The sequence below is a fragment of the Streptomyces sp. NBC_01716 genome, from assembly GCF_036248275.1.
Lineage (GTDB): Bacteria > Actinomycetota > Actinomycetes > Streptomycetales > Streptomycetaceae > Streptomyces.
This window is the reverse complement of sequence record NZ_CP109181.1, coordinates 422,893-444,523: the sequence shown is the minus strand read 5'-3', so window position 1 is coordinate 444,523 and position 21,631 is coordinate 422,893. Positions and strand designations below refer to the sequence as shown.

13 protein-coding genes and 1 pseudogene are annotated in these 21,631 nt (G+C 72.2%); 8 read left to right on the top strand and 6 right to left on the bottom strand.

Going from position 1 to position 21,631, the window contains the following annotated elements:
* Nucleotides 1-4: 4 nt before the first annotated feature.
* Genes OIE74_RS01980 through OIE74_RS01970 form a run of 3 tightly spaced genes read right to left on the bottom strand, consistent with a single transcriptional unit; the run spans nucleotide 5 to nucleotide 11,870 of the window.
* Nucleotides 5-316 (bottom strand): phosphopantetheine-binding protein, encoded by a 312-nt coding sequence (locus OIE74_RS01980; protein ID WP_329377713.1) that lies wholly within the window; start codon nucleotides 314-316, stop codon nucleotides 5-7.
* Nucleotides 313-4,905 carry a beta-ketoacyl synthase N-terminal-like domain-containing protein gene (locus OIE74_RS01975; RefSeq protein WP_443076000.1) on the bottom strand — a complete coding sequence of 1,531 codons (4,593 nt, stop codon included), beginning with the start codon at nucleotides 4,903-4,905 and terminating at the stop codon, nucleotides 313-315. Before OIE74_RS01975 ends, OIE74_RS01980 begins: the two co-directional genes overlap by 4 nt.
* Nucleotides 4,902-11,870, bottom strand: coding sequence for an SDR family oxidoreductase (locus OIE74_RS01970; protein ID WP_329377709.1), 6,969 nt, complete (start codon nucleotides 11,868-11,870; stop codon nucleotides 4,902-4,904). The genes OIE74_RS01975 and OIE74_RS01970 overlap by 4 nt, the downstream gene beginning before the upstream one ends.
* A 572-nt stretch (nucleotides 11,871-12,442) precedes the next feature.
* Between OIE74_RS01970 and OIE74_RS01965 the strand changes: the two genes are divergently transcribed.
* The 5 genes from OIE74_RS01965 (at nucleotide 12,443) to OIE74_RS01945 (ending at nucleotide 15,744) form a co-directional block, all read left to right on the top strand.
* On the top strand, nucleotides 12,443-13,012 hold the full coding sequence (locus OIE74_RS01965; RefSeq protein ID WP_329377706.1) for a methylated-DNA--[protein]-cysteine S-methyltransferase: 570 nt from the start codon (nucleotides 12,443-12,445) through the stop codon (nucleotides 13,010-13,012).
* Between the two features lie 69 nt (nucleotides 13,013-13,081).
* Nucleotides 13,082-13,657 carry an RNA polymerase sigma factor gene (locus tag OIE74_RS01960; RefSeq protein ID WP_329377704.1) on the top strand — a complete coding sequence of 192 codons (576 nt, stop codon included), beginning with the start codon at nucleotides 13,082-13,084 and terminating at the stop codon, nucleotides 13,655-13,657.
* Entirely contained in the window at nucleotides 13,654-14,283 is a 630-nt protein-coding gene (locus OIE74_RS01955; RefSeq protein ID WP_329377703.1) for a methylated-DNA--[protein]-cysteine S-methyltransferase, read from the top strand. The genes OIE74_RS01960 and OIE74_RS01955 overlap by 4 nt, the downstream gene beginning before the upstream one ends.
* A 99-nt stretch (nucleotides 14,284-14,382) precedes the next feature.
* The gene (locus OIE74_RS01950) at nucleotides 14,383-15,129 is read left to right on the top strand and encodes a S1 family peptidase (protein WP_329377701.1); all 747 of its coding nucleotides are present in this window, start codon (nucleotides 14,383-14,385) and stop codon (nucleotides 15,127-15,129) included.
* 156 nt (nucleotides 15,130-15,285) lie between these two features.
* Complete coding sequence (locus tag OIE74_RS01945) at nucleotides 15,286-15,744, top strand: nuclear transport factor 2 family protein (RefSeq protein WP_329377699.1); 459 nt, start codon at nucleotides 15,286-15,288, stop codon at nucleotides 15,742-15,744.
* 18 nt (nucleotides 15,745-15,762) lie between these two features.
* Here OIE74_RS01945 and OIE74_RS01940 read toward each other — a convergent pair whose 3' ends face one another.
* Nucleotides 15,763-16,347, bottom strand: a complete 585-nt coding sequence (locus OIE74_RS01940) for a putative glycolipid-binding domain-containing protein (RefSeq protein WP_329377697.1) — start codon at nucleotides 16,345-16,347, stop codon at nucleotides 15,763-15,765.
* Nucleotides 16,348-16,437: 90 nt separating this feature from the next.
* Here OIE74_RS01940 and OIE74_RS01935 point away from each other — a divergent pair, with 90 nt between their 5' ends.
* Both OIE74_RS01935 and OIE74_RS01930 read left to right on the top strand, forming a co-directional pair.
* The gene (locus OIE74_RS01935; protein WP_329377695.1) at nucleotides 16,438-16,914 is read left to right on the top strand and encodes a GNAT family N-acetyltransferase; all 477 of its coding nucleotides are present in this window, start codon (nucleotides 16,438-16,440) and stop codon (nucleotides 16,912-16,914) included.
* A 70-nt stretch (nucleotides 16,915-16,984) separates the two neighbouring features.
* A complete protein-coding gene (locus tag OIE74_RS01930) occupies nucleotides 16,985-17,773 on the top strand; it encodes an SAM-dependent methyltransferase (RefSeq protein ID WP_329377693.1) in 789 nt (262 codons plus the stop codon).
* 26 nt (nucleotides 17,774-17,799) lie between these two features.
* Here OIE74_RS01930 and OIE74_RS01925 read toward each other — a convergent pair whose 3' ends face one another.
* Nucleotides 17,800-19,017: an MFS transporter gene (locus tag OIE74_RS01925; RefSeq protein WP_329392138.1), complete on the bottom strand. Its 1,218-nt coding sequence runs from the start codon at nucleotides 19,015-19,017 to the stop codon at nucleotides 17,800-17,802.
* 306 nt (nucleotides 19,018-19,323) lie between these two features.
* On the opposite strand from OIE74_RS01925, the gene OIE74_RS01920 reads away from it, so the two are divergent.
* Entirely contained in the window at nucleotides 19,324-20,844 is a 1,521-nt protein-coding gene (locus tag OIE74_RS01920) for a hypothetical protein (protein ID WP_329377691.1), read from the top strand.
* 122 nt (nucleotides 20,845-20,966) lie between these two features.
* Here the strand turns inward: OIE74_RS01920 and OIE74_RS01915 are convergent.
* Nucleotides 20,967-21,564 (bottom strand): annotated as a pseudogene (locus tag OIE74_RS01915) (deoxyribodipyrimidine photo-lyase); the annotation flags it as partial.
* Nucleotides 21,565-21,631: the final 67 nt, after the last annotated feature.

Below are 21,631 nucleotides of genomic sequence, written 5' to 3'. Positions count from 1 at the left end.
CGGATCAGACCTGCCCGGCGCGGTGCAGGGAGGCGGCGACATAGTCGACCAGCTCACCGACCGTGAGCGCGATGATCTCGTGGAGTTCGAGATCGGCGATGAAGAGGGCGAGATTGACCTGGTCGCCGTAGTGCTCGCGCAGCGAACCGGCCAGCGTCACCAGATCGATGCTCTCCAGTTCCAGATCGTCGTGGAAGGTGGTCCCCCGGGTGATCTCGGCGTCGTCGAGACCGTCTTCCTCCAGCATGGTCCGCAGCATCGCGGTGATGTCCCGCTCCACGGCCGCCGCCACGGTCGCGTCGATTTCGGTGGTCATTCCGAATCTCCTGTCTGATCTTTCCGGTCGTCGTTCTCTGTCGTCGTCCAGGCGACGACGTACTGCCGCTCCGGCAGCCCCGGCGGAGCGGCTGTCTCTTCCAGGCGCACCTCGTAGCGCCGTTCCCCGGTCACCACGCGGACGCGGTTCTCGTCTGCGGCCACCACGCGGTACTCGGCGGGGCGGCCACGCAGACCGGTGCCGCGCGCCTTCGCGACGGCTTCCTTGGCGGTCCAGAAACGGGTGAACCACAGCGCGCCGCTGCCCGGCGACCGCGCCACCAGCGCGTCGAGCAGGGCGAGTTCGGCTCTGTCGCACGAGGTCTCGACCGTGGCGCGCGGCCGGTCGGTGACCTCCTCGATGTCGATACCGCAGCCGCCGCGTGCCGCGACCGCCACCCCCGTCTCGCGGCGGTGCGCGATCGAGACAGTCAGCTCGCCGAGCGCGCGTCCGTGCACGCCCTCGACGAGCGGGCGCCCCGAGTCGTCGTTGCGTACGGCGATCTCGGCCGGGTAGATCTCGCCCGCGCCCTCCCGCCACAGCAGCCGGCGCACCGCGTCCTTGGCCGCGATACGTCCAAGGAGCCACTGGCGCCTGCGCACCGGAGGCAGCTCGTCGTAACGGGCCCGTTCGGCGCCGCCGAGCATGTTGCGCATGATCAGCTCGCGCGTCGCCAGGTCGGGCCAGCGTTCGTGGACGATGGACCAGCCGCCCGGCCGCGCCGTGGACAGTGTGTTCTCGCCCGGAAAGCGGTCCACCGCACGGATGTTGGGGTCGGTGTCGAAACGCCGGTCCTGCCAGCCGGTGAACTCCGCCCGGACAAGGCCGTTGGGACCGATCAGCTGCATGTCGGCGGTGAGCGTGAGGTCGGTGACCTCGGTGATACGGATCAGACAGGTCAGGCGTTCGCCCGGCCGTGGATGCGGACCATGGAAGCGGATGCTCTCCATTCGCACCGGGAACACGGTGGTCCGTTCGGTGAGCGTCGCCATGATCCAGTAACCGAGCAGCTGGCCGACGTTGTCCAGCAGCGCGCCGGGCGCTTCGGGGGTCGTCAGGACCCCGCGTACCCACCGGTCGCCGATGCCCGTCAACTCGCTGACGCCCTGGAAACGCGGTCCGTGGAACATCCAGCGCTCGTCGTAGAGCTGCTCGGCCCGCAGCCCGGGAACCCGTTCGGCGGCGGTGTCGACCGGCCACGGCGCGGGCGGTTCGGGGTGGGCGGGCGCGAGTTCGACCAGCGCGCGCGAGTAGCCGGTGAGGCTCACCTCGACCCGGTCGGGTGCCAACTGCCGCACCTCCACCGGCACATCGACGGCCGGCAGTGCCTCGATCCACTTCAGCAGGCGTACGTCGTGGACCGCGACCGCCCGCGCGCCGGGCACGACGCGTTCGGCGATCTCCATGAGATGGCCGATGACGGTGGTGGCCGGGACGATCGGCCAGCGGTCGGCATCGTCGGGCCAGCCGGGGCGCTGCCGGAAGAAGCAGTGGTCGAGAAGGTACGGCATCTCGGCGACGTCCACGCGCAGCGCGGCGGGAACGGCCGGGACGGGCTGGGGCTCCGGTGGTGGCGCGAGAGCGGGCGGGGTCGCTGTCGTGGCTGTGGCTGTGGCTGTGGCCGTGGTCGCCGGAGCCGTCGACCGGTGCGCGGCCCGAGCCGAGATCAGCTCGTCCGCGACGGCCGCCGTGTCGTTGATCAGCGCCGACAGCTCGGCGGCGACCGGGAACCCGGCACCGCTCCGGCCGAGCGCGGCCAGCCGGTCGAGCGCGTTGCCGTCCCCGACGGGCCGCCCGGCCGGGGGATGGCCGATGCTGTCGGAGAGGAGCTTCCTCGCCTGCTCCGGCAGGGACACCAGCGCCCCGCCGAGATCGAGCCGTACGCCGCGCCGCGCGCCGCGCGTGCCCGTCGCGGCAGCCGCGGCCGGCGCGGACCCGCGCAGCGGACCGGCGTCCGGCGCCGCGCCCTCCACCCACAGCGCTGTCACGACCCGGCGCAGCTGCGCCAGACTGTCCCGTGCCGAGGAGTGCGCCGACACGATCAGCCGGTCCTTGCCCGCCAGGGTGTCGTCGATCAGCGAACCGAGCTGACCGGCGCCGAGCTGGATGAAGGCGCGGTGTCCCGCGTCGTGCATCGTGGTGATCAACTGCCGGAACCGCACCGGTTCGAGCAGATGCCGGACGAACAACTCCCGTACCGCCGCCGGGTCGTGGGGATAGCGGGCGGCGGTCGTCGCCGACCAGACCGGAGTTGACTGCGGGTGCAGCGTGTACGTCTCGGCGGCACGTCTGATCGGGTCGAGATACGGGGCGAGCATCGGTGTGTGGAAGCCCGAGCGGAACGGCAGCACCTGCCCGATCACGCCCCGCGTCCGGAAACGGTGGACGAGTTCGCCGACGGCCTCCTCCGGGCCGCAGATCATCGACTGGTTCGGCGCGTTGTCGTGCGACAGCACGACGTCGCCCCGGCCCGCCAGTTCATCGAGCACCCGGTCGGCGGGCATCCCGAGCACGGCGAACGCCGCGCCGGGCACGCGCAGCGCGTCCGGGTCGAAGCCCGCGAGGAACGTGTCGACCTCGTCGTCGGCGTGAATCCCGCCGCAGGCCATGGCAGTCCACTCGCCGACGCTGTGCCCGGCGACCGCGTCCGGCACCACGGACAGCCTGCGCAGCGCCGTGTCGAGCAGCCGCCCGAGCTGGAAGACCGCCGCGCCGTGCCGCCCCACGTCTCCGACCCTGGCGTCGTGGCCCGGCGACCAGGTCAGCCCGAACCGCTCGGCCAGCGAGTCCACTTGGGCCTCGAACTCCGCTTCGAGTCCGGGGAAGACGAACGCGGTCATGCCACCGCCCGGCCCGAGCAGCGGACGCGGGCTGAACCACACGTCGCTGCGCCCACGCCAGGCAGCGCCCTTAGTGACCGCCTTCCTGGCCAGCTTCAGCCGCCGCGCCGTCGGGTCGACGATGCCCAGCCGCACGGGGCCGGCGGCGGGCGCGCGCTCGTCGAGACCGGCGGCCAGCACCGTCGAGTCGTCGGCGTCCAACAGCGCGGCGAGCGTCGCCCGGTCGGGCGCCGCGAGCCGCAGCACCCGCTCCGGCTCGGTGACGGTGACAATCCCCGTCCCCGTCCCCGCCGCCGTGGCCGTCGCCCGAGCCGTACGCCCTCCGGAAACCGCCCCCGACACCGCCTGTTCCAGCACGACATGGGCGTTGATGCCACCGAAACCGAAGGCGTTGACACCCGCCCGTCTCGGTGCGCCGGTCGCGGGGCTCTCCCACGGCGCGGACCGCGCGAGCGGGGCGAACCTCGTCGCCTCCAGCGCCGGATGCGGATCCTCGCAGTGCAGGGTCGGCGGCAGCACACCGTGATGGATCGCGAGCGCCGCCTTGATCAGCCCCGCGATACCGGCCGCCGGCATCGTGTGACCGATCATCGACTTCACCGACCCGATCGCCGCGCGGGACCCCACAGCGGGACCGAACACCTCGGCGAGCGTGGTCAGTTCGGCACGGTCACCCGCCGGGGTCGCCGTACCGTGCGCCTCCAGCAGCCCGATCGCGTCGGCCGCTCGCGGGTCGAGCCCCGCCGCGTCCCACGCCTGCCGTACGGCGCGGACCTGCCCACCCGGATCCGGGTTGAACAGACTGGCCGAGCGGCCGTCGCTCGCCACACCGGTGCCGGAGACCACCGCGTACACCCGGTCGCCGTCGCGCTCCGCGTCGGCCAGCCGCTTCAGCACCACGATGCCGGTGCCCTCGCCGATGAGCACACCGTCCGCGCCCTGGTGCAGCGGACGGATCCGCTCACTCGGCGACAGCGCGCCGAGCTGGCTGAACACGCTCCACAGCGTGATGTCGTGGCAGTGATGCACCCCGCCCGCGAGCATCACATCGCAGCGGCCACCGGCCAGTTCGCGTACCGCGTGGTCGACAGCCACCAGCGACGAGGCGCAGGCGGCGTCCACGGTGTACGCGGGCCCGCGCAGGTCCAGCCGGTTGGCGACCCTGGACGCGGCCAGGTTCGGCACCAGTCCGATCGCCGACTCCGGCTGCTCGGGGCCGAGTTGACCGGCGAACGCCGAGCGGACCTCCTCCAGCCGGTCGGCACCCAGCTCCGGCGCCAGCTCGCGCAGAGTGCGCACCAACTGGTTGGCCGTACGCACCCGTTGATCCAGCCTCACCAGCCCCGGCGTCAGATAGCCGCCCCTGCCGAGCACGATCCCCACCCGCTGCCGGTCGTCCGGCAGCACCGGCTCACCACCGGCGTCGGTGATCGACCGGTGCGCCACGTCCAGCGCGATCAGCTGGTCCGGCTCCGTCCCCGCGACCGAGGCCGGCATGATGCCGAACCGCGTCATGTCGAACTCGGCCGCCGGGTCCACGAATCCGCCGCGCCGGCAGTACACCCGGTCGCTGCGCGGGGGCCCGCCGGGCGCGTAGAACTCCTCGTCCCAGCGGCCCGCGGGCACCTCGGTGATCGAGTCGACGCCGTTGACGATGTTGTGCCAGTAGCTCTCCAGCGTGTTGGCGCCCGGGAAGTACACGGCCATGCCGACGACGGCGACCGGTGTGCGGGAGTCCACGGAAGTCACCAGCCCGACGCGGTGTAGACGGCCGCGTGAACCTGGGGCGCGCCCCAGGCGAGTTCACGCAGCAGGCTCAGCGTCCCCTCCTCGGGGTCGATGAGCTTGATCCCCCGTGCGGCGTACGAGCGCATCAGCGCCGGGGTGACCATGCCGCCGTTGGTCTCGGCGGCGGCCCACGGACCCCAGTGCACGGTCAGACCGCGCCGCTCGCCCGTCGACCAGCGGCGGCCCAGCTCCTCCAGCGCGTCGTTGGCCGCCGCGTAGTCGCACTGGCCGCGGTTGCCGAGCGCGGCGGCGATGCTGCCGAACAGCACGGCGAACTTCGGGCCGCGGGGCAGTACGTCCACCGCGTCGAGCACGGCACGGGCCCCGTCGACCTTGGTGGAGAACACCCGGCCGAAGGACTCCGCCGACTTCTCGGCCAGCAGCTTGTCCTCGATGACCCCGGCCGCGTAGACGACACCGTCGAGCCTGCCGTGCTCGGCGTAGATGTCCTTCACGGTGGCCCGTACGACCTCCGTGTCCAGGACGTCCACGCAGTGGTAGCGCACCTCGCTCCCCAGCGCCCGCAGCGCGTCGACCGTGGCCCGCACCTCGCGCTCGGCGAGCACCGCCGAGACCAGGCGCTCCACCTCGCCGGGGGAGGTGAGGCCGGTGGCCAGGAACGCGGCCCGCAGCCCGTCGCGGTCACCGGCTCCTGCGGTGGCCGGGTCCTCCGTGGGAGCGGGTACCGGTGTCCTGCCCATGAGTTCGATACGGCACCGGCTCGCCGACGCGATCGTGCGGGCGAAGCGCGCGGTGATTCCGCGCGCGCCACCGACCAGCAGCACGACCGACTCGCGGTCGAGTCCCGCGGCCTCGGCCTCCGCCTGCCCCTCTCCGGCGGGTCCGGCCCCGGTGGCGGCGAGCGCGCCGAGATCGGTCGGGGTCAGCCGCAGCGCGCGCCGCTTTCCGCCGTCGTTCAGGACGACCGATTCCCGTTCGGTGGAGGCGAGTTCGGTGGCGAGGGCGTCCGCCACCGCGTCGGTGGTCGCGTCGGCGGCCACCTCGACGAGGGTCGCCTTCAGGTCTGGGTACTCGCGGGCGACACTGCGGAAGAAGCCGCGCAGACCGCTCGCCGCTCCCTCGGTCCTGCGCTCGACGGCGACGACCGCGCCGGGCGCGCCCGCGAGGGCCGCCTGGAAGAGCGGCAGGGCGTCGGGGAGCGGCGGCAGGTCCGCGTCGAGCGTGTCGAGGAGGACGACGGCGTCGGCGGTCGCGGTCGGCAGCTCACCGGCGGGTATGAGCGTGGGCGAGGCACCTGCCGCGCGCAGCCGCTCGGCCAGGACCGGTGCCAACTCGCCGCCGCCGATGAGCAGTACGGCGGCTCCGGCGGGGATCGTGCCGGTCACATCGGGGAGCGGCTGCTCGGTGAACTCCAGCCGCTGCGGGGCCAGGATCTCCGCCTCGGCCGTGGTCTCGGCCGCATCCGCCTGCGGCGCGGCGTCGTCGCCGGCCGGCGCCTCAGGGGTGCCCGTGAGCCGTTCGACGAGAAGCCCGGTGATCCCGGCCGCGGTACGCGCCGTGCTCAGACCGTCCAGCTCGCCGCTCGCGTCGAGGGGCAGGCCGAGGCGTACGGCGAGTTCACCGGCGATCTCGGCGCGCTTGATCGAGTCGACGCTCAGGTCGGCCTCCAGATCGAGTTCGGGCTCGATCATCTCGACCGGGTAGCCGGTGCGGTCCGCCACGACGGTCAGGACGGCGGCGAGCACCGATTCCGGGTCTGTCGGGGAGACCGGGCCTGTCAGGGAGGCTGCGGGCCCGGTCTCCGCGACGGCTGTGGTGGTGGCCGTGGTGGTGGAGCCCGCCGCCGCGGTGGGGGACACGGCGGCGGGCAGTGTGAGGACCGAGGGTGCGGTCGGTGCGGCCACGGCGGCCGGCTGCCAGGCGACGGAGGCCGGCGCCTGGACGGCGGCCCCCGCCCCGGGCCCGCCGAGATAGGTCATCAGGACGTCGCGCTGGGCGGCGACCAACTCGCGGCTGGTGCGCAGGAATTCGGCGACGAGGGCGTCCGGCGCGCTGTGTGGGGAGTGGGGGGACTGGTTCTGCACGATCAGCTCCGTAACGGGTCGAGCGGGGCGCAGGGCGTGGGGGGGAATGGTTCCGTCGGCGAGCCGGACGAGCTGGCCGTCCACCGTCCAGCCGGGGCTCCGCCCGGCGACGGCGGTCTCCGGGTCGACGGCGTCCCGGCCGCGGAAGAGCCGGCCGGTGCGGACGTCGGCCCCGTTGACGGCGAGTTGGGCGAGGGCGGTGAGGAAGCCGCTCAGTGCGCCGGCCCGTCCGCCGTCGAGCGGAATCGTCCGGTGGGGACGGTCCCCGAGGACGGCGGAGACCAGCCGGCTGAGGACCCGGCCGGGTCCGACCTCGGCGAAGACCCGGGCACCGGCGGCGTACATGGACTCGATCTGCTCGGCGAACCTGACCGGCGAGCCGATCTGGGCGGCGAGCCCCGCCCGTACCCCCGCGGGGTCGCTCGGATACGGCTCGGCCGTGCGGTTGGCCCACACGTCGAACGCGGGCGGATACACGGTCAGCGCGTCGAGCCGTTCGGCGAAGGCCTCGCCCGCACCGGCCAGCAGCGGACTGTGGAAGGCGCAGGCCACCTGGAGCGGTTTGACCGAGTGGCCCGCGTCGCGCAGGCGCGCGACCGCTGCCTCCACCTGCTCGGTCGGGCCCGAAATGACGGTCTGGGTAGGTGAGTTACGGTTCGCGGCCACGACCTCCCCGCCCAGACCGGCCAGCCGCAGTACCTCCTCCACCTGCTCGGCCGACGCGGTGACGGCGGCCATCGTGCCGGGGTCGCCGCCCGCCGTGCGGGCCAGGATCGCCTTGGCGCGCTCGGCGCTGGCGGTGATGACGTCCTGCGGGGAGAGGGCCCCGGCCACCCCGAGCGCGACGAGTTCGCCGTAGCTGTGGCCCGCCGCCATGGCCGGGCGTATGCCGAGGGAGGCGAGCAGATCGGCTGCGGCGAGTTCGACCATGCCGAGCGCGGGCTGGGCGACGGCCGTGTCGGTGATACGGGCCAGCTGCCCGGCCTTGCCCTCCTCGCCGAAGGCGGCCGGCGGGTGGAGGATCCCGGCCCACCGCGAGCCCAGCTGGAGGTAGCGATGCAACTCGGGGAAGGCGACGAAGAGTTCGGCGAGCATGCCCGGACGCTGGCTGCCCTGCCCGGGGAACAGGAACGCCAGTTTCCCTTCGGCGTCACCGGCACTCCCGTCGGCCGTAGGGGACGCCCCGGCGCCCGGCGCGCTGTCGACACCGTCGGCGGCGTGGATCCCCGCCTCGGGCGCGTGCTCACCCTCGGCCGCGCGCCTCAGCAGTTCGGGCAGTACGTCGAGGCTGTCCGCCACCACGGCGATCCAGATCCGCTCACCGCGCACCGCCGCCCGGTCGCCGCGCCGTGCGGCGCTACGCGCGTAGTCGCGCAGCCTCCACCGGCCGCCCTTGCGCAAGAGCTCGTCGAGGGCCCGGACCGACCGCCTGGCCGCCTCGGCGTCCTGGCCCCGGAACGTGAACAGTTCGGCCGGCCACGCGTCCAGGGAATGCGCAGGTGGCGCCTGTGTGTACGCGCGTAGAACAACATGGAAGTTGGTGCCGCCGAATCCGAAGGCGCTGACCCCCGCGACCCGTTCCGCGGGCTCCACCGCCCAGGGCGCCGCCTTCGTGTGGAAGACGAACGGGCTGCTCTCCGCCCGCCAGGCCGAGTTGGGCTCCTTCAGATGCAGGGTCGGCGGCTTCACACCGTGGTGGAGCGCCAGCGTGACCTTGATCAGTCCGGCCAGACCCGCCGCGCACTTGGTGTGCCCGATCTGGGACTTGACGGAGCCGACCGCACAACTGGCCACCTCCGCACCGGCGTCGGTGAACACCTGGGTGAGCGTCGCCAGTTCGGTCCGGTCCCCGACGACGGTCCCCGTGCCGTGCGCCTCGACCAGGCCCACCTCGGCCGGCGAGACACCGGCGTTGCGGTAGGCCCGGGTGAGGGCGGCGTGCTGGCCTTCCGGACGCGGTGCGGTCAGACCGAGCGCGCGCCCGTCACTGGCGCTGCCCACTCCGTCGATCACCGCGTACACCCGGTCGCCGTCCCGCTCCGCGTCCGCCAGCCGCTTGAGGACCACACAGGCCACGCCCTCGCCGAGAGCGATGCCGTCGGCGGCGGCGTCGAAGGTCGCCGAGCGGCCCGTGGGGGAGAGCGCGTGGACGGACGAGAAGAGCAGGTAGTCGTTGATGCCGTTGTGCAGGTCGGCGCCGCCGCACAGCACCATGTCGCTGGTGCCCGCGACCAGTTCCTTGCACGCGACGTCCACCGCGGTGAGGGAGGAGGCGCAGGCCGCGTCGACGGTGTAGTTGGCGCCGCCGAGGTCGAGCCGGTTGGCGACGCGCCCGGCGATGACGTTGGCGAGCATGCCCGGGAACGAGTCCTCGGTGAGCCGGGGCAGTTGCTCGTCGAGCGCGGGCGGGATCGTACCGATGTAGCCGGGCAGCACCGTACGCAGCGTCGTCGCGTTCGAGAGGTCGCTGCCCGCCTCGGCGCCGAACACCACCGACGTACGGGTGTGGTCCGTGCCCTTCGCGTCGTACCCCGCGTCGGCGAGCGCGCGCCGCGCGGCCTCCAGCGCCAGGAGCTGTACGGGTTCCACGGCGGCGAGCGAGGCCGGAGGGATGCCGTAACGCAGCGGATCGAAGGGGATCTCGGGGAGGAAGCCGCCCCAGCGCGACGGGGTGCGTTCGCCGTCGCCGTCGGGCGCGTAGTAGCGCTCCTGGTCCCAGCGCTGGGCGGGGACCTCGGTGACGCAGTCCTTGCCCGCGAGGATGTTGGCCCAGAAGTCCGCCAGATCGGGTGCGCCGGGGAACATCCCGGCCATGCCGACCACGGCGACCCGAAGCGGCTCGGGAGCCGGCCGCTCCTCGGCCGCGCCGATGCCCAGCGGGGCGCGCAGTTCCCCCGCCCTCGCGCGCAGCCGGCCGGCCGCGCCCTCGCTCACCGCGTCGTGCAGCGCGGCGACGGTGGTCACGGCCTCCCGGAGCACCACGACCTCACCGGCCATGAACATGCCCTCGTCGGCCTGCCGGGTCTCGTCCACGGCCAGCAGTTCGTCGCCGACCCGCTCGATGCCCTTGCTGGCGAGCCGGAGCCGGCCGACGTTGAACCGCTCAAGCCGCTCCCAGATCTCCCGGTCGGGGACACCCTGCTCGCGCAGCTCGTCCTTGAGGGCGGCGAAGTCCGTGCTGATGGCGCTGCGCGCGCAGCGGGTGGCGTGGCCCGGCGCCGTCTCCAGCAGATCGGTCCGCTCCGCGTCGAGGATCCGGCGCTGGAAGAGCGGCTGGATGGCGCCGCCGCGTACCGCCTCCTCGGTGAACAGGTAGGCCGTGCCCATCAGTACGCCGAACGCGACACCGGCGCGCGTCAGCGGGGCGGCCAGCGCGGCGGCCATCGCGGCCGACCGCTCGTCGTGGATGCCACCGGCGAAGAGCACGGTCAGTTCACCGGCGGCCCGGTCCGCCGCCTCGGCGCTTTCGGAGCCGGCCTCGGCGAGGAAGTCGAGCAGCACCTCGGTCTGCGCCTCCCACAGCGGGAAGCTGTTGCGCGGCCCGACGTGGCCGCCGCACTCGGCGCCCTCGAAGATGAACCGGCGCGCACCCGCCGCCAGGAACTGGCGCAGCAGCCCCGGCGACGGCACATGCAGGAAGGTGGTGATGCCCTCCGCCTCCAGCGCCGCCGCCTGGGCCGGCCTGCCGCCTGCGACGATCGCGTGCGTGGGCCTCAGCTCCCGTACGACGTCGAGCTGGGCCGCCTTGATGTCCTCATCGGCGAAACCGAGCACTCCCACGCCCCACTTGGCGTCGCCGAGTGCGTCGCGGGTGCGTTCGAGCATCGAGCGGGTCCGGTCGGCGTTCGCGAGCGCGAGGGCGAGGAACGGCAGACCGCCCCCGGCAGCCACGGCGGCGGCGAACGCGGGCTCGTCGCTGACGCGCGTCATCGGCCCCTGGGCGATGGGCAGTCGGGTACCGAGCGCACGGGCGCCGGCCGATCCGGCGGCCAGCGCGGCGGCGGGCGCGTCGTCGGCGAACGCGGCGGCCATGGCGGCCCCGATGCCGCGCACGGCCTCGGCGACCGTGGTCCAGCGCTCGGCGAAGGACGCGGCCAGGAAGGCGTCCTGGCCGAGCGGGACGAACTGGGCACGGAGATCGTCCGAGCCGATCCTTGACGCGAACTCGGCCTGGTCCAGGGGGAGTTCGGGGGCACCGGGACCACGGCGGCGCAGCACGCGTATCCCGTGGTGCAGCACCGTCTCCGAGCCGTCGAGCCCGGCCAGCACGCCGGTGAGCTCGGTCGGCAGCCCCGCCTCGTCGTACAGCGCGAGCTGGGTGTCGAGCACGACACCGGCCGCGCCTCCGGCGACGCTGGCGGCGGCGGTGTGGGGACCGATACCGCCACAGGCCCAGGTGGGCAGGGACAGGGCGGGATCCGCGAGCACCTGCTGGAGAAGGACGAACGTGCTCAGCTCGCCGGCGCGTCCACCGCTCTCCGACCCGCGCACGATCAGGCCGGCCGCACCGGCCTCGGCGGCGCCCAACGCCTCTGCCAGGCTGGTGACTTCGGCCAGTACGCGCCGGCCGGCGAACTCTGCGGGGGAGCGCGTGGGGTCGGCGAGCAGCACCGTGTCCACGAGTTCGGGCAGCTCGCCGTCGCCGGCCGAACAGCCTTCGGATATCCGGACGCCGAACGGCGCGGACGACCAGCGACAGGTGCGGTCGAGCAGATCGACCACTTCGCGGGGGTCACCGATGGGCAGTTCCAGCACACCGACCGCGCCGGAAGCGGCGGCGGAGACGGTCAGGCGTGGGGACGGTCGCTGCAGGGGGTTGAGCACGATGACCGAATGCGGCAAGGAGAAATCTTTGGACCGAGCAGGTCCGGGAGTCCGCATGAACTCTCCAGTTGCGGGGGGCAGTTGTGGGGATTCGCAGTTAAGTGCTCGCGCTTCCCCAGAGTCAACCGATCACAGAGAGTGGTCATCCCGATTTGTCGAACGTATGTACGTCTTTGGTGCGAGGCGGATTCGGGCGGAGGGGGGGTTGGGGGCGTTTTTCATCTGCGTCATCCGTGGATCATGTCGTTGATATCGGCATGACATGCGCTTGGAACGTTCGAGGCCCGTGCGCGCCGGAAGCTGTGCCCCAGATCACAATAACTTTCTCGATGGGTGTCCGGTTCCGGCCTTATGGCTACGGAGTGTGAGCAGGTTTCGGTGGGCGGTCCTGTTGACCTTGATGGATGGATTTCGGCACTTCAGCGGCGCGAAATGGCTGCTCATGGCCCTATCGGAAACCTTCTTTCGCAGCGTTCCGGCGCTGAATGTCCACGGAAAGTCGAAAGACTGGCAACTGAGCGCAGCCGGGATCCCCCTGTCAAACCACCGCAAAGCGTGACCTCACGTATCGCCGTTCCCACGCGTCTCCTCAGTGAAAGACGATGTCGCACGAGAGGAAGGCCGGGACCATGTACGACACCGGAACGCACGCGGACACGCCCACGGAGACCGACATGGACCCGCGTGCGGAGACCCGTCACGCGGTCGTCGAGACGTCCCTCGGCGGGCTGACCGTCGTGGCATCGGGCGGCGCGATCACCGGCCTCTACTTCCCGCACCACTGGTACATGCCGCCCGAGGAGAGCCTCGGCCGGCGGGTCGACGTCCAGGACGACGCCCTGCTCACCCGGGCCGCGACCCAGCTCGGCGAGTATCTCGACGGCGACCGCACCACGTTCGACCTGCCGACGCGGACGAACGGGGACGCGTTCCAGGAGCGGGTCTGGGCGCTGCTCCGGGAGATCCCGTTCGGCGAGACCACGACCTACGGCGAACTCGCCGAACGGCTGGGGAGCAAGACACTCGCGCAGTCGGTGGGCCAGGCGGTCGGCCACAACCCGATCTCCATCATCGTGGCCTGCCACCGGGTGGTCGGCAGCGACGGGAAGCTCACGGGCTTCGCCGGCGGCCTCAAGCGCAAGCAGCGGCTCCTGGAGATCGAGGAGCCCGCGGCCGTCAAGGAGGCCAGGCTCTTCTGAGCCCGTACGCGGGAATCCACCCCCCGACCTCACGTTCCCGAAGGCTCCGGCGTCTACAGAATGATGGACATGAAGAAGCCTTTCGAGCGGGTGGTCGATGAGCACGCGGCCACCGTCCTCCGTGTGTGCCGGGCGGTGGTCGGCGTCCACGACGCCGACGACGCCTGGTCGGAGACGTTCCTCGCGGCGATGCGCGCCTACCCGGACCTGCCCGACGACGCCAACGTGGAGGCGTGGCTGGTGACCATCGCCCACCGCAAGGCCATCGACATCACGCGCGCCGGACAGCGCCGCGCCGTCCCCGTCGCGGACCTGCCCGAGCGCCCTTCGGCCGTCGGGCTGCCGGGCGAGGGCGACCGCGATCTCTGGCAGGCCGTCAAGGCGCTCCCCGAGAAGCAGCGGCAGGCGGTGGCGTACCACCACTTCGCCGGACTGCCCTACCGGGACGTCGCCGAGATCGTCGGCGGCACCCCCGAAGCGGCGCGCCGCGCCGCGTCGGACGGCATCAAGGCACTGAGAACCACCCTCGCGGACCCCGATCCTGACCCCGATCCTGACTCCGATTCGGGCCGCGATCCCGACCCCGACTCCGACCCCGACTCCGATCGCGACCCGGATCGCGTCCTGAAAGGAGCAACGCCATGAAGGACACCACCGCCGGCCCGGACATCCCCACCTTCCTCGACCGGGCCGCCGCCGACGCCGCCGACGCCGAGACCCTCGCCCGCCTGCGCTCCGGGCTGGCAGACGCGGCGACCCGCGACGGCCTGCTGGACGTCGCGTACACCGTTGTCGACAGCCCCGTCGGCCGCCTCCTGCTCGCCGCCACCGAGAAGGGCCTCGTCCGCGTGGCCTTCACCGTCCAGGACCACGACAAGGCCCTCGACAGTCTCGCCACCACCCTCAGCCCCCGGGTACTGCGCGCCCCCAAGCGACTGGACGCTGTCGCGCGCGAACTCGACCAGTACTTCAGCGGCGAGCGCAGGACGTTCGACCTGCCTCTGGACCTGTCGCTCTCCCACGGGTTCCGGCAGCTGGTGCAGCGTCACCTCCCGGAGATCGCGTACGGCCGGACGCTGAGCTACGGCGAGGTCGCGCGGCTCGTCGGCAACCCGAAGGCGGTCCGCGCAGTCGGTACGGCCTGCGCGACCAACCCGCTCCCCGTTGTCGTCCCCTGCCACCGCGTGCTGCGCGCCGACGGAACGCTCGGCGGTTACGCGGGCGGCCCCGCCGCCAAGTCCGCACTCCTCGACCTGGAGGCGGCTGCCTGATCGCGGCCGAATGGCCTCTTTACGACTGACGCGGCCTTCCCCGTCACCCCACAATGGCAGGCGCATGACACGTCATGACCGGGCAAACGGGGAGGGCACATGAAGCTGTTCCGCACCGAAAGACCGTCGCGGAAACCATTGCGTAGACCGTCGCGCGGACCGTTCCGCACAGCCGCGTCGGCCGTCGCGGCACTGACCCTGCTGCTCGGCTGGTTCACCGCCACCGTCTCGCCGGCTGCCGCCTCAACGGCCTTCGGCAGCAAGGCGGTTGAGGTACGCGGCGGCGACGTCCTCTACAGCGGCACCGGCATCCGATGCACCGTGGGCTTCAACGCCCGCAGCGGCAGCACCTTCTACGGTCTGGTGACCGGCCGCTGCGCGCAGGGCGCCACCGACTGGTACGCCGACGCAGCCCTGACCGTGTTCGTCGGCACCACCGCCGGATCGAGTTTCCCGGTCAACGACTACGCGCTCATCCGCTACACGAGCACGTCGGTGGTCTTCCCTGGAGAGGTCACGCTCGGCTCCGGCGGCGCGCAGGACATCACCGGCGCCGCGAGCCCGACGGTCGGCCAGTCCATCTGTCACGCCGGCCGGGTGAGCGGAGTCCACTGTGGCACGGTCACGGCGGTGAACGTGACGATCCAGTACCCCGAGGGCACGGTGAGCGGCCTGTTCCGCTCCAACATCTGCTCCGAGCCCGGCGACGTGGGCGGCCCCGCGTTCTCCGGGACCACCGCGCTGGGCGTCATCGTCGCCACGACCGGAAACTGCTCGTCCGGCGGGGTCACCTACTACCAGCCGATCACGGAGTGGCTGTCGGTGTACGGCCTGTCGGTCTACTGACCCCAACTCCGCGCGGCGGTATCCGGCCATGATCCCCACGGCCGGATACCCCGCGACGGCGCCCGTCTTCCGGTCCGTGGCGTCGTCGTGGAACCCGCGGATCACGTCGCTAGGCTACGAGCCCGTTGGAGGATGACCGTTCTCAGGAGATGATCCATGACCGCGCGCCCGCCCGTACCGCCCTTCGACCGCGCCGCCGCGCTGAAGAAGGTGCAGGCCGCCGAGGACGCGTGGAACACCCGGGACCCGGAGCGTGTCGCGGGCGCGTACACGGTCGATTCCGTCTGGCGCAACCGCGACACCTTCGTCACCGGGCGCCCGGCGATCGTCGAGTTCCTGACCGACAAGTGGGCGCGCGAGCTGGACTACGCGCTCCGCAAGAGTCTGTGGGCGTTCGACGGCGACCGGATCGCGGTGCGGTTCCAGTACGAGTGCCGTGACAGCGGCGGGCAGTGGTGGCGCAGCTACGGCAACGAGCTGTGGGAGTTCGACGAGAACGGACTGATGCGCCGCCGTGAGGCCAGCATCAACGACCTGCGGATCGAGGAGTCCGAGCGGCGTGTCTTCGGCACGCGCCCGGCGAGCGAACACGGGGTGGAATTCCCGCTCCAGTGAGGCGGATGAGGCGTGCGGCTACGCCGCTCGGGTGGCGATCCCCGGGTACGTGAGCACCAGACCCGCCTCGTCGTAGACCAGCCGGCAGCGGAAGTCGAAGACGGCGGCCGAGTAGTCGTAAGCCTGCCGCGACCCCTCGTCGGCGACGCGCCGGTAGTCCTGCTCCAGCCGCTCGACGGAGAGGTCGAGCGCGCGCACGTACGCGGCCGGCGCCTCCGCCGAGGCGCCGACCGCCAGCCGGAAACGGTGCACGGGAAGGGTGTTGGTCATCGCCGAGGACTCCAGATCGACATCCAGACACCCGTCGAGCTGGGGCGCCGCCGCCCCGTCCACCTGCCAGTGGCCCTCGCCGTCGGCCTGGAGCACCGTCGAGCGGGTCCCGCCCTCGGACCGCCCGGTGACGACGGCCCGGCGGGTCACCCAGTCGGCGTCCAGGGTGATGTCGTAGTCCACGGTCCAGGTCCGGCCGTCCTCGACGGCGGTGGTGCACCCGACGATGTGCCGCCCGTCGCCCGAAGGCCGGAAGTACACGACCTCAAAGCCCTGACGCGCGTGCTCGTGCGTCCATGCGGCGGTCGCCGGAGGTGGTACGAAGGTGGTCACCTCCGTACGTTTTCACGCGGCGCCCGTGCAGGGGCGGCGAACGCGCTCAACGCCGGGCGCCAGGCTCCCGGGCGGTGCCAGAATGCCCCCATGATCGTAAGACTCGCGCGGGAGGAAGATCTGTCGGGCTATCTCTACCTGGCCGGACAGGTGGAGCACTGGTTCGGGCCCATGGTCGGTGACCCCGGCTTCAGCGGCGCCGTCCTTGAGCACATCCGTGATTCGAAAGCTCTCGTCGCCGTCGACCAGGAGCGAGCCGGGCAACAGCCCCTGCTCGGCGGTCTGTTGTTCGGGGCCGACGCGCCGGTCTTTCACCTTCACTGGCTCGTTGTCGCCGAGCAGGCGCGTGGTCGGGGGGTCGGTGCTGCGTTGACCGCCGATGCGATGAAGCGGTTCGTCACGGGTCCCGGGACCGTCGAGGTGGTCACCTTCGGAGCGGACCATCCCGGAGCGGTCACCAGCGGCGCCCGGGTCTTCTACGAGCGGCTGGGCTTCAGCCCCGCCGAGGCGACCGACCCCGGCCCGGACGGCGGCTCACGCCAGGTCTTCCGACTGGCCGTCAGCTGAATGCGCGCGGCCGCGAACAGGCCGACAACGCACGCGAGTTGACCCCATCCCGGATGACATAATCCCGCGTATGACCTCAGGCACCCCCAAGCCCCAGATCGACACCAGCAAGCCCCATTCCGCCCGGGTGTACGACTACTACCTCGGCGGCAAGGACAACTACCCGGTCGACCGGGAGCTGGCGGAGAAACTGGCCAAGGGGGCGCAGCGCGGGGCGCAGATCAACCGGGAGTTCATGCACCGTGCCGTGGCCTGGGCGGCCAGGAGCGGTATCGACCAGTTCCTCGACATCGGCACCGGGATACCCACCGAGCCCAACCTGCACCAGATCGTGCAGAAGATCGTCCCGGCCGCCAGGATCGTCTACGCGGACAACGACCCGATTGTCCTCCGGCACGCCGAGGCCTTACTCGTGAGCACGCCCGAAGGGGCCACCGGGTACCTCCACACCGACGTACGCCAGCCGCGGGAAGTCCTCGAACACGCGGGCGGTTCACTGGACTTCGGCCGGCCCGTCGCACTGTCACTCGTCGCGGTCCTGCACTTCCTCGGGGACGACGACGACCCGTACGGCGTCACCCGGACCCTCGTCGACGCCCTGCCGTCCGGCAGCCTCCTGATCATCTCGCACGGCACCGCGGACTTTCTGGACCCCGAGCAGGCGAAGAAGATCACCGGCACCTACCGGTCGGGCGGTATCACTCTGCGGCCCCGTACGCGGGCCGAGGTCGAGCGGTTCTTCGACGGGCTCGACCTGGTGGAGCCCGGTCTGGTCCGCGCCCCCGAGTGGTACAAGGACACGCCCGCGCCGGCGAACGAGGAGAGCGGCTTCTACGTCGGAGCGGCACGCGTACGGTGAGCCGCCGCGCCAAGTCCACCGGCTCCTCAGCCGTCTGACGCCGCACCGGCCTTCCGCCGTACCCGCAGCTCGCGGAGCTCGTACAGCCCGACACACGCCGCCAGCACCGCCACGCACCCAGTGAAGATCAGTCCCGAGACCCGCAGGCTCACCAGCAGCGTCAGCGCGCCGATCCCGATCACCGGCAGGGAGATGCCGACGTACGCGACGACGAAGAAGGTCGAGATCGTGCCGCCACGCGACTCCTGCGGCGCCGCCGCGCCGATGGTCGTGATGGCCGCGCGGAACGCCAGCCCCTGACCGAGCCCGGCGCAGATCACGCCGACCACCAGCAGTGCCAGCGACTCCACGAACAGGGACGTGCCCACCAGCAGGACCCCCGCCACCAGCACCAGGCTGCCGCCCGGCAGCGCCCTGGCCGCGCCCACCCGGCTCATCAGGGACTGTCCGACGGTGGAGGCCAGGAAGACGGAGAACACGGTGGCGCCCGACACCGCGAGATTGGGCTCGCCGAGGGTGGTCGCGATGAATGTCGGCGTCACCGCCGTGCACAGCCCCAGCAGAGCGAAACCGGCGAATGCGGCCAGCGCCGCCGGCGCGAAGATCCCGCGTACCTGCGGTGGCACCTTCAGGCCCTGCGGACGCGGCCTCGGCCGCCGTGTCGGGTGCTCGACCGGCTCGGGCAGGAACCACGTCAGGACCATGCCCACGATCGCCAGCCCCAGTGCCGCGGCGAACGGCAGCCGCAGCGGCAGCGGCGCGTACTCCGCGAGGAGCCCCGCGAGCAGCGGACCGCATCCCAGCCCGCCCATGTTCGCCGCCGTGGCGGCCAGCCCCGCGCGCGCCGCACGGCCCGGCGGCGCCAGCTCCATCACGGTGGCGGTGGCGGCGCCACTGAACAGCCCGGCCGCGAAGCCCGACAGGAGGCGTCCCGCGAACAGCAGGGGCAGTCCGCCCTCGGACAGGAAGCACACGGCGCTGGCGACGGAGAGCCCGAGCCCGATGAAGAGAACAGGCCGGCGGCCGACCTGGTCGGAGAAGTTGCCCGCCAGCAGCAGCACGGCGATGACCCCGAAGGCGTAGACGGCGAAGACCACGGTCACCATGAACTCGGAGAAGCCGAGCTCCTCGCGGTAGAGCCCGTACAGCGGGGTGGGCAGCGTCGTACCCAGCATGCCGATCGCGAAGACGACCGCGGCACCGAGATATCCGACCGAGAATCCTCGCGTGGTGCGCTGCGGCATCGGCACTGCGTCCTCACTCAACGAAAGGGGGTATCTCCCCCATATCCTCGGCGCGGCGGTGCGGTGTGTCCAAGCGACGGATCAGAGCTTCGCGACCGCACGCGGGCCTCGTCACACCGCGGTGAACGCCGGCGAGACGTTGTGACCGCCGGATGGTTTCGTCGCCGGCCGGGTGAGGTGACGGCAACAGCGGCGTCCGGATACACGCCCATCGAGTGAATCGTATGTTTTAGATGCGATTTCTTAATATTCGTCTCGTGGCGTGTCCCTTCGGCCCGGTAGGTCCCGGCCAGGCAGCTTTGGGCCATGACACAGACCAAGGCCGTCGCGACCGGCCTGCGAGAGACGGGCCGGCCGGCCCGCCGGGACTGGACGGCCGATGGTGGTCTCCTGTGGCTGGCGGTCGTCGCGAGCGTCTACACGATCGTTCAACTCGTCTTCCTCGTACCGGGATCCGGGCTCGGCTGGGACGAGACCGTCTACACCAGCCAAGTCAGCCGCGCCCCCTCCGACACCGCGTTCTTCAGCGCCCCACGCGCGCGCGGCATCACCTTCCTCATCGCCCCGGTCACCTCGCTCACCTCATCCGTCGAAGTGCTCCGCGTCTATCTGGCGCTGCTCTCGGGCGCCGGGCTCTTCCTCGCCCTCGGCATCTGGCGGCGACTGCTGCCCGCCTCCGTACTCGCCCTCGCCGGCGCCCTGTTCGCCGGGCTCTGGATCACGCTCTTCTACGGGCCGCAGGTCATGCCGAACCTCTGGGTCGCCCTCGGCTGCCTCTGCGCCGTCGGCTTCTTCGTCAGGGTGGCGATCGACCGCACCGACCGCACGGCGCTCGTCGGTCTCGGCGTCGCCGTGGCCTTCGTCGCGCTCATGCGCCCCACCGACGCCTTCTGGCTCAGCGCGCCGCTCGCCCTCGTCGCCCTCGCCGTCCGGCGGTGGCGGCGGTGGGCGCTGCTGACGGCGCTCGTCGCGGGCGGGGCGATCGGCTGCGCGGAGTGGATCATCGAGGCGTACGTCAGTTACGGCGGACTCTTCACGCGGCTCGCGCGGGCCAGCGAGATCCAGGGTCACCTGGGCTGGAACCTCGTCTTCGGCGACCACATGCGCTCGCTCGACGGGCGGTTGCTCTGCCGCCCCTGCGACATCCGGTGGCGGCGGCCGGCCACCGCGATCTGGTGGTTCGCCCTGCCGCTGCTCACCCTCGGCGGGGTCCTGGTCGCCGCACGCCTGCGGCGGCTGCCTCTCGTACTGGTGCCGGTGCTCGTCGGCCTGTCGATGGCCGTGCAGTACCTGCTGCTGATCGGGTACGCCGCGCCGCGCTTCCTGCTCCCCGTGTACGCGCTGTTCGCCCTGCCCACCGCGCTCTTCCTGACCTGGCTCGTCCGGACCGCCAGGCCGCGCGGCCTGGTTGTGGGGCTGCTCGTGACGGCGGCGGTCGCGCATCTGTGGGTGCAGGGTTCCGTCGTCGCGGACCGCGCGGAGCGCAGCCGGGCCGACCGGGTCAAGTTGACCGGTGTGACAGCCGTGTTGGCCAGGGAGGGCGTCAGACCGCCGTGTGTGATCAGCGGTACCGAGGCGATCAGGGTGGCCTTCCAGGCGGGCTGCGCGTCACGGCAGACCGGTGGCCACGACGGGAGCATCACCCCCGCCCGGCTCGTGGCCGTGGCACACGAGCGGCCGGTGGCGTTCGTGGTGGCGGGGCAGGCCGGGCCGCCGGCGTACGCGCGCGCTTGGCGCGTCGAACGGATCCCGGACCTGCCGGGGTTGCGCAACTGCCGCGTCTATCTGTCACCGGCGGCGCGCCCGGAGCCGGCGAACACGCCGTAGGGCGGGGGGAGTGCGGGGCGGGCGGGCCGGGTCCCGGCGCGGCTCAGTTCTTCTCGCGTGCCCGCCGGAAGCGGTCGCGGCCCTCGGCCAGTTCCACGAGCGGGCCCGGGTAGTCGTACCGGGCCCGTTCGCGCGCCGGCAGTTTCCACGGCTCGTGGACCGCGGCGCGCCGGGACGCCGTCGGAGCCGATCCCGGCGGGCACCCGTACGGTCCGGGGAGCCGCCAGTACGTCGCGCGGGCGCTCGCGCGACCAGCGGCGGAAGTAGGGGGTGAAGACCGCGAAGTGGTCCGAGCCGCCCGGTGTGACGGCCCCCGGCGGGAGCACGGTGAGCGTGGCGTCGTGGACGTGGAGCCGGCGGCCGTCCGACTCCAGCGCGCGCCGCAGCCGTTCCTCGCGCCGCTGGGCGTAACCGCTGACGCCGCCGGCCGTCCTCACCTCGTCCGCGCCCGCCTCGGCGGCGACCTCGCGGGTCCGGGCCACCACGTCGCCGGTGCGTACGACGAGCCGGCCGCCGCGCGTCCGGAGTCCCGCGTCGAGATCGGTCAGACAGCCGGCGAGGAACGCCCGCCGGTTGGGCGTGGCGAACCCGGCCGCCGCGATGGCCTCGTCGACGACGAACAGCGGCACGACCTCGCCGGTGCCGGCGAGGGCGGCATGGAGGGTGGGGTTGTCGTGCAAGGCGCAGGTCGCTGGTGAACAGGACGACCGAGACGGTCATGGAGCTCCTCGCGCTCAGGTGTGGTCACTCGTGCCGTATCTACAGGCCCATGCCGTGACCGGGTGGG

Excerpts from the sequence above, each read along its gene's own strand:
- OIE74_RS01925 (WP_329392138.1), bottom strand. The coding sequence starts at position 19,017 with ATGCCGCAGCGCACCACGCGAGGATTCTCGGTCGGATATCTCGGTGCC.
- OIE74_RS01970 (WP_329377709.1), bottom strand. The coding sequence starts at position 11,870 with ATGCGGACTCCCGGACCTGCTCGGTCCAAAGATTTCTCCTTGCCGCAT.
- OIE74_RS01950 (WP_329377701.1), top strand. The coding sequence starts at position 14,383 with ATGAAGCTGTTCCGCACCGAAAGACCGTCGCGGAAACCATTGCGTAGA.
- OIE74_RS01965 (WP_329377706.1), top strand. The coding sequence starts at position 12,443 with ATGTACGACACCGGAACGCACGCGGACACGCCCACGGAGACCGACATG.
- OIE74_RS01930 (WP_329377693.1), top strand. The coding sequence starts at position 16,985 with ATGACCTCAGGCACCCCCAAGCCCCAGATCGACACCAGCAAGCCCCAT.
- OIE74_RS01980 (WP_329377713.1), bottom strand. The coding sequence starts at position 316 with ATGACCACCGAAATCGACGCGACCGTGGCGGCGGCCGTGGAGCGGGAC.
- OIE74_RS01960 (WP_329377704.1), top strand. The coding sequence starts at position 13,082 with ATGAAGAAGCCTTTCGAGCGGGTGGTCGATGAGCACGCGGCCACCGTC.
- OIE74_RS01920 (WP_329377691.1), top strand. The coding sequence starts at position 19,324 with ATGACACAGACCAAGGCCGTCGCGACCGGCCTGCGAGAGACGGGCCGG.
- OIE74_RS01955 (WP_329377703.1), top strand. The coding sequence starts at position 13,654 with ATGAAGGACACCACCGCCGGCCCGGACATCCCCACCTTCCTCGACCGG.
- OIE74_RS01935 (WP_329377695.1), top strand. The coding sequence starts at position 16,438 with ATGATCGTAAGACTCGCGCGGGAGGAAGATCTGTCGGGCTATCTCTAC.
- OIE74_RS01945 (WP_329377699.1), top strand. The coding sequence starts at position 15,286 with ATGACCGCGCGCCCGCCCGTACCGCCCTTCGACCGCGCCGCCGCGCTG.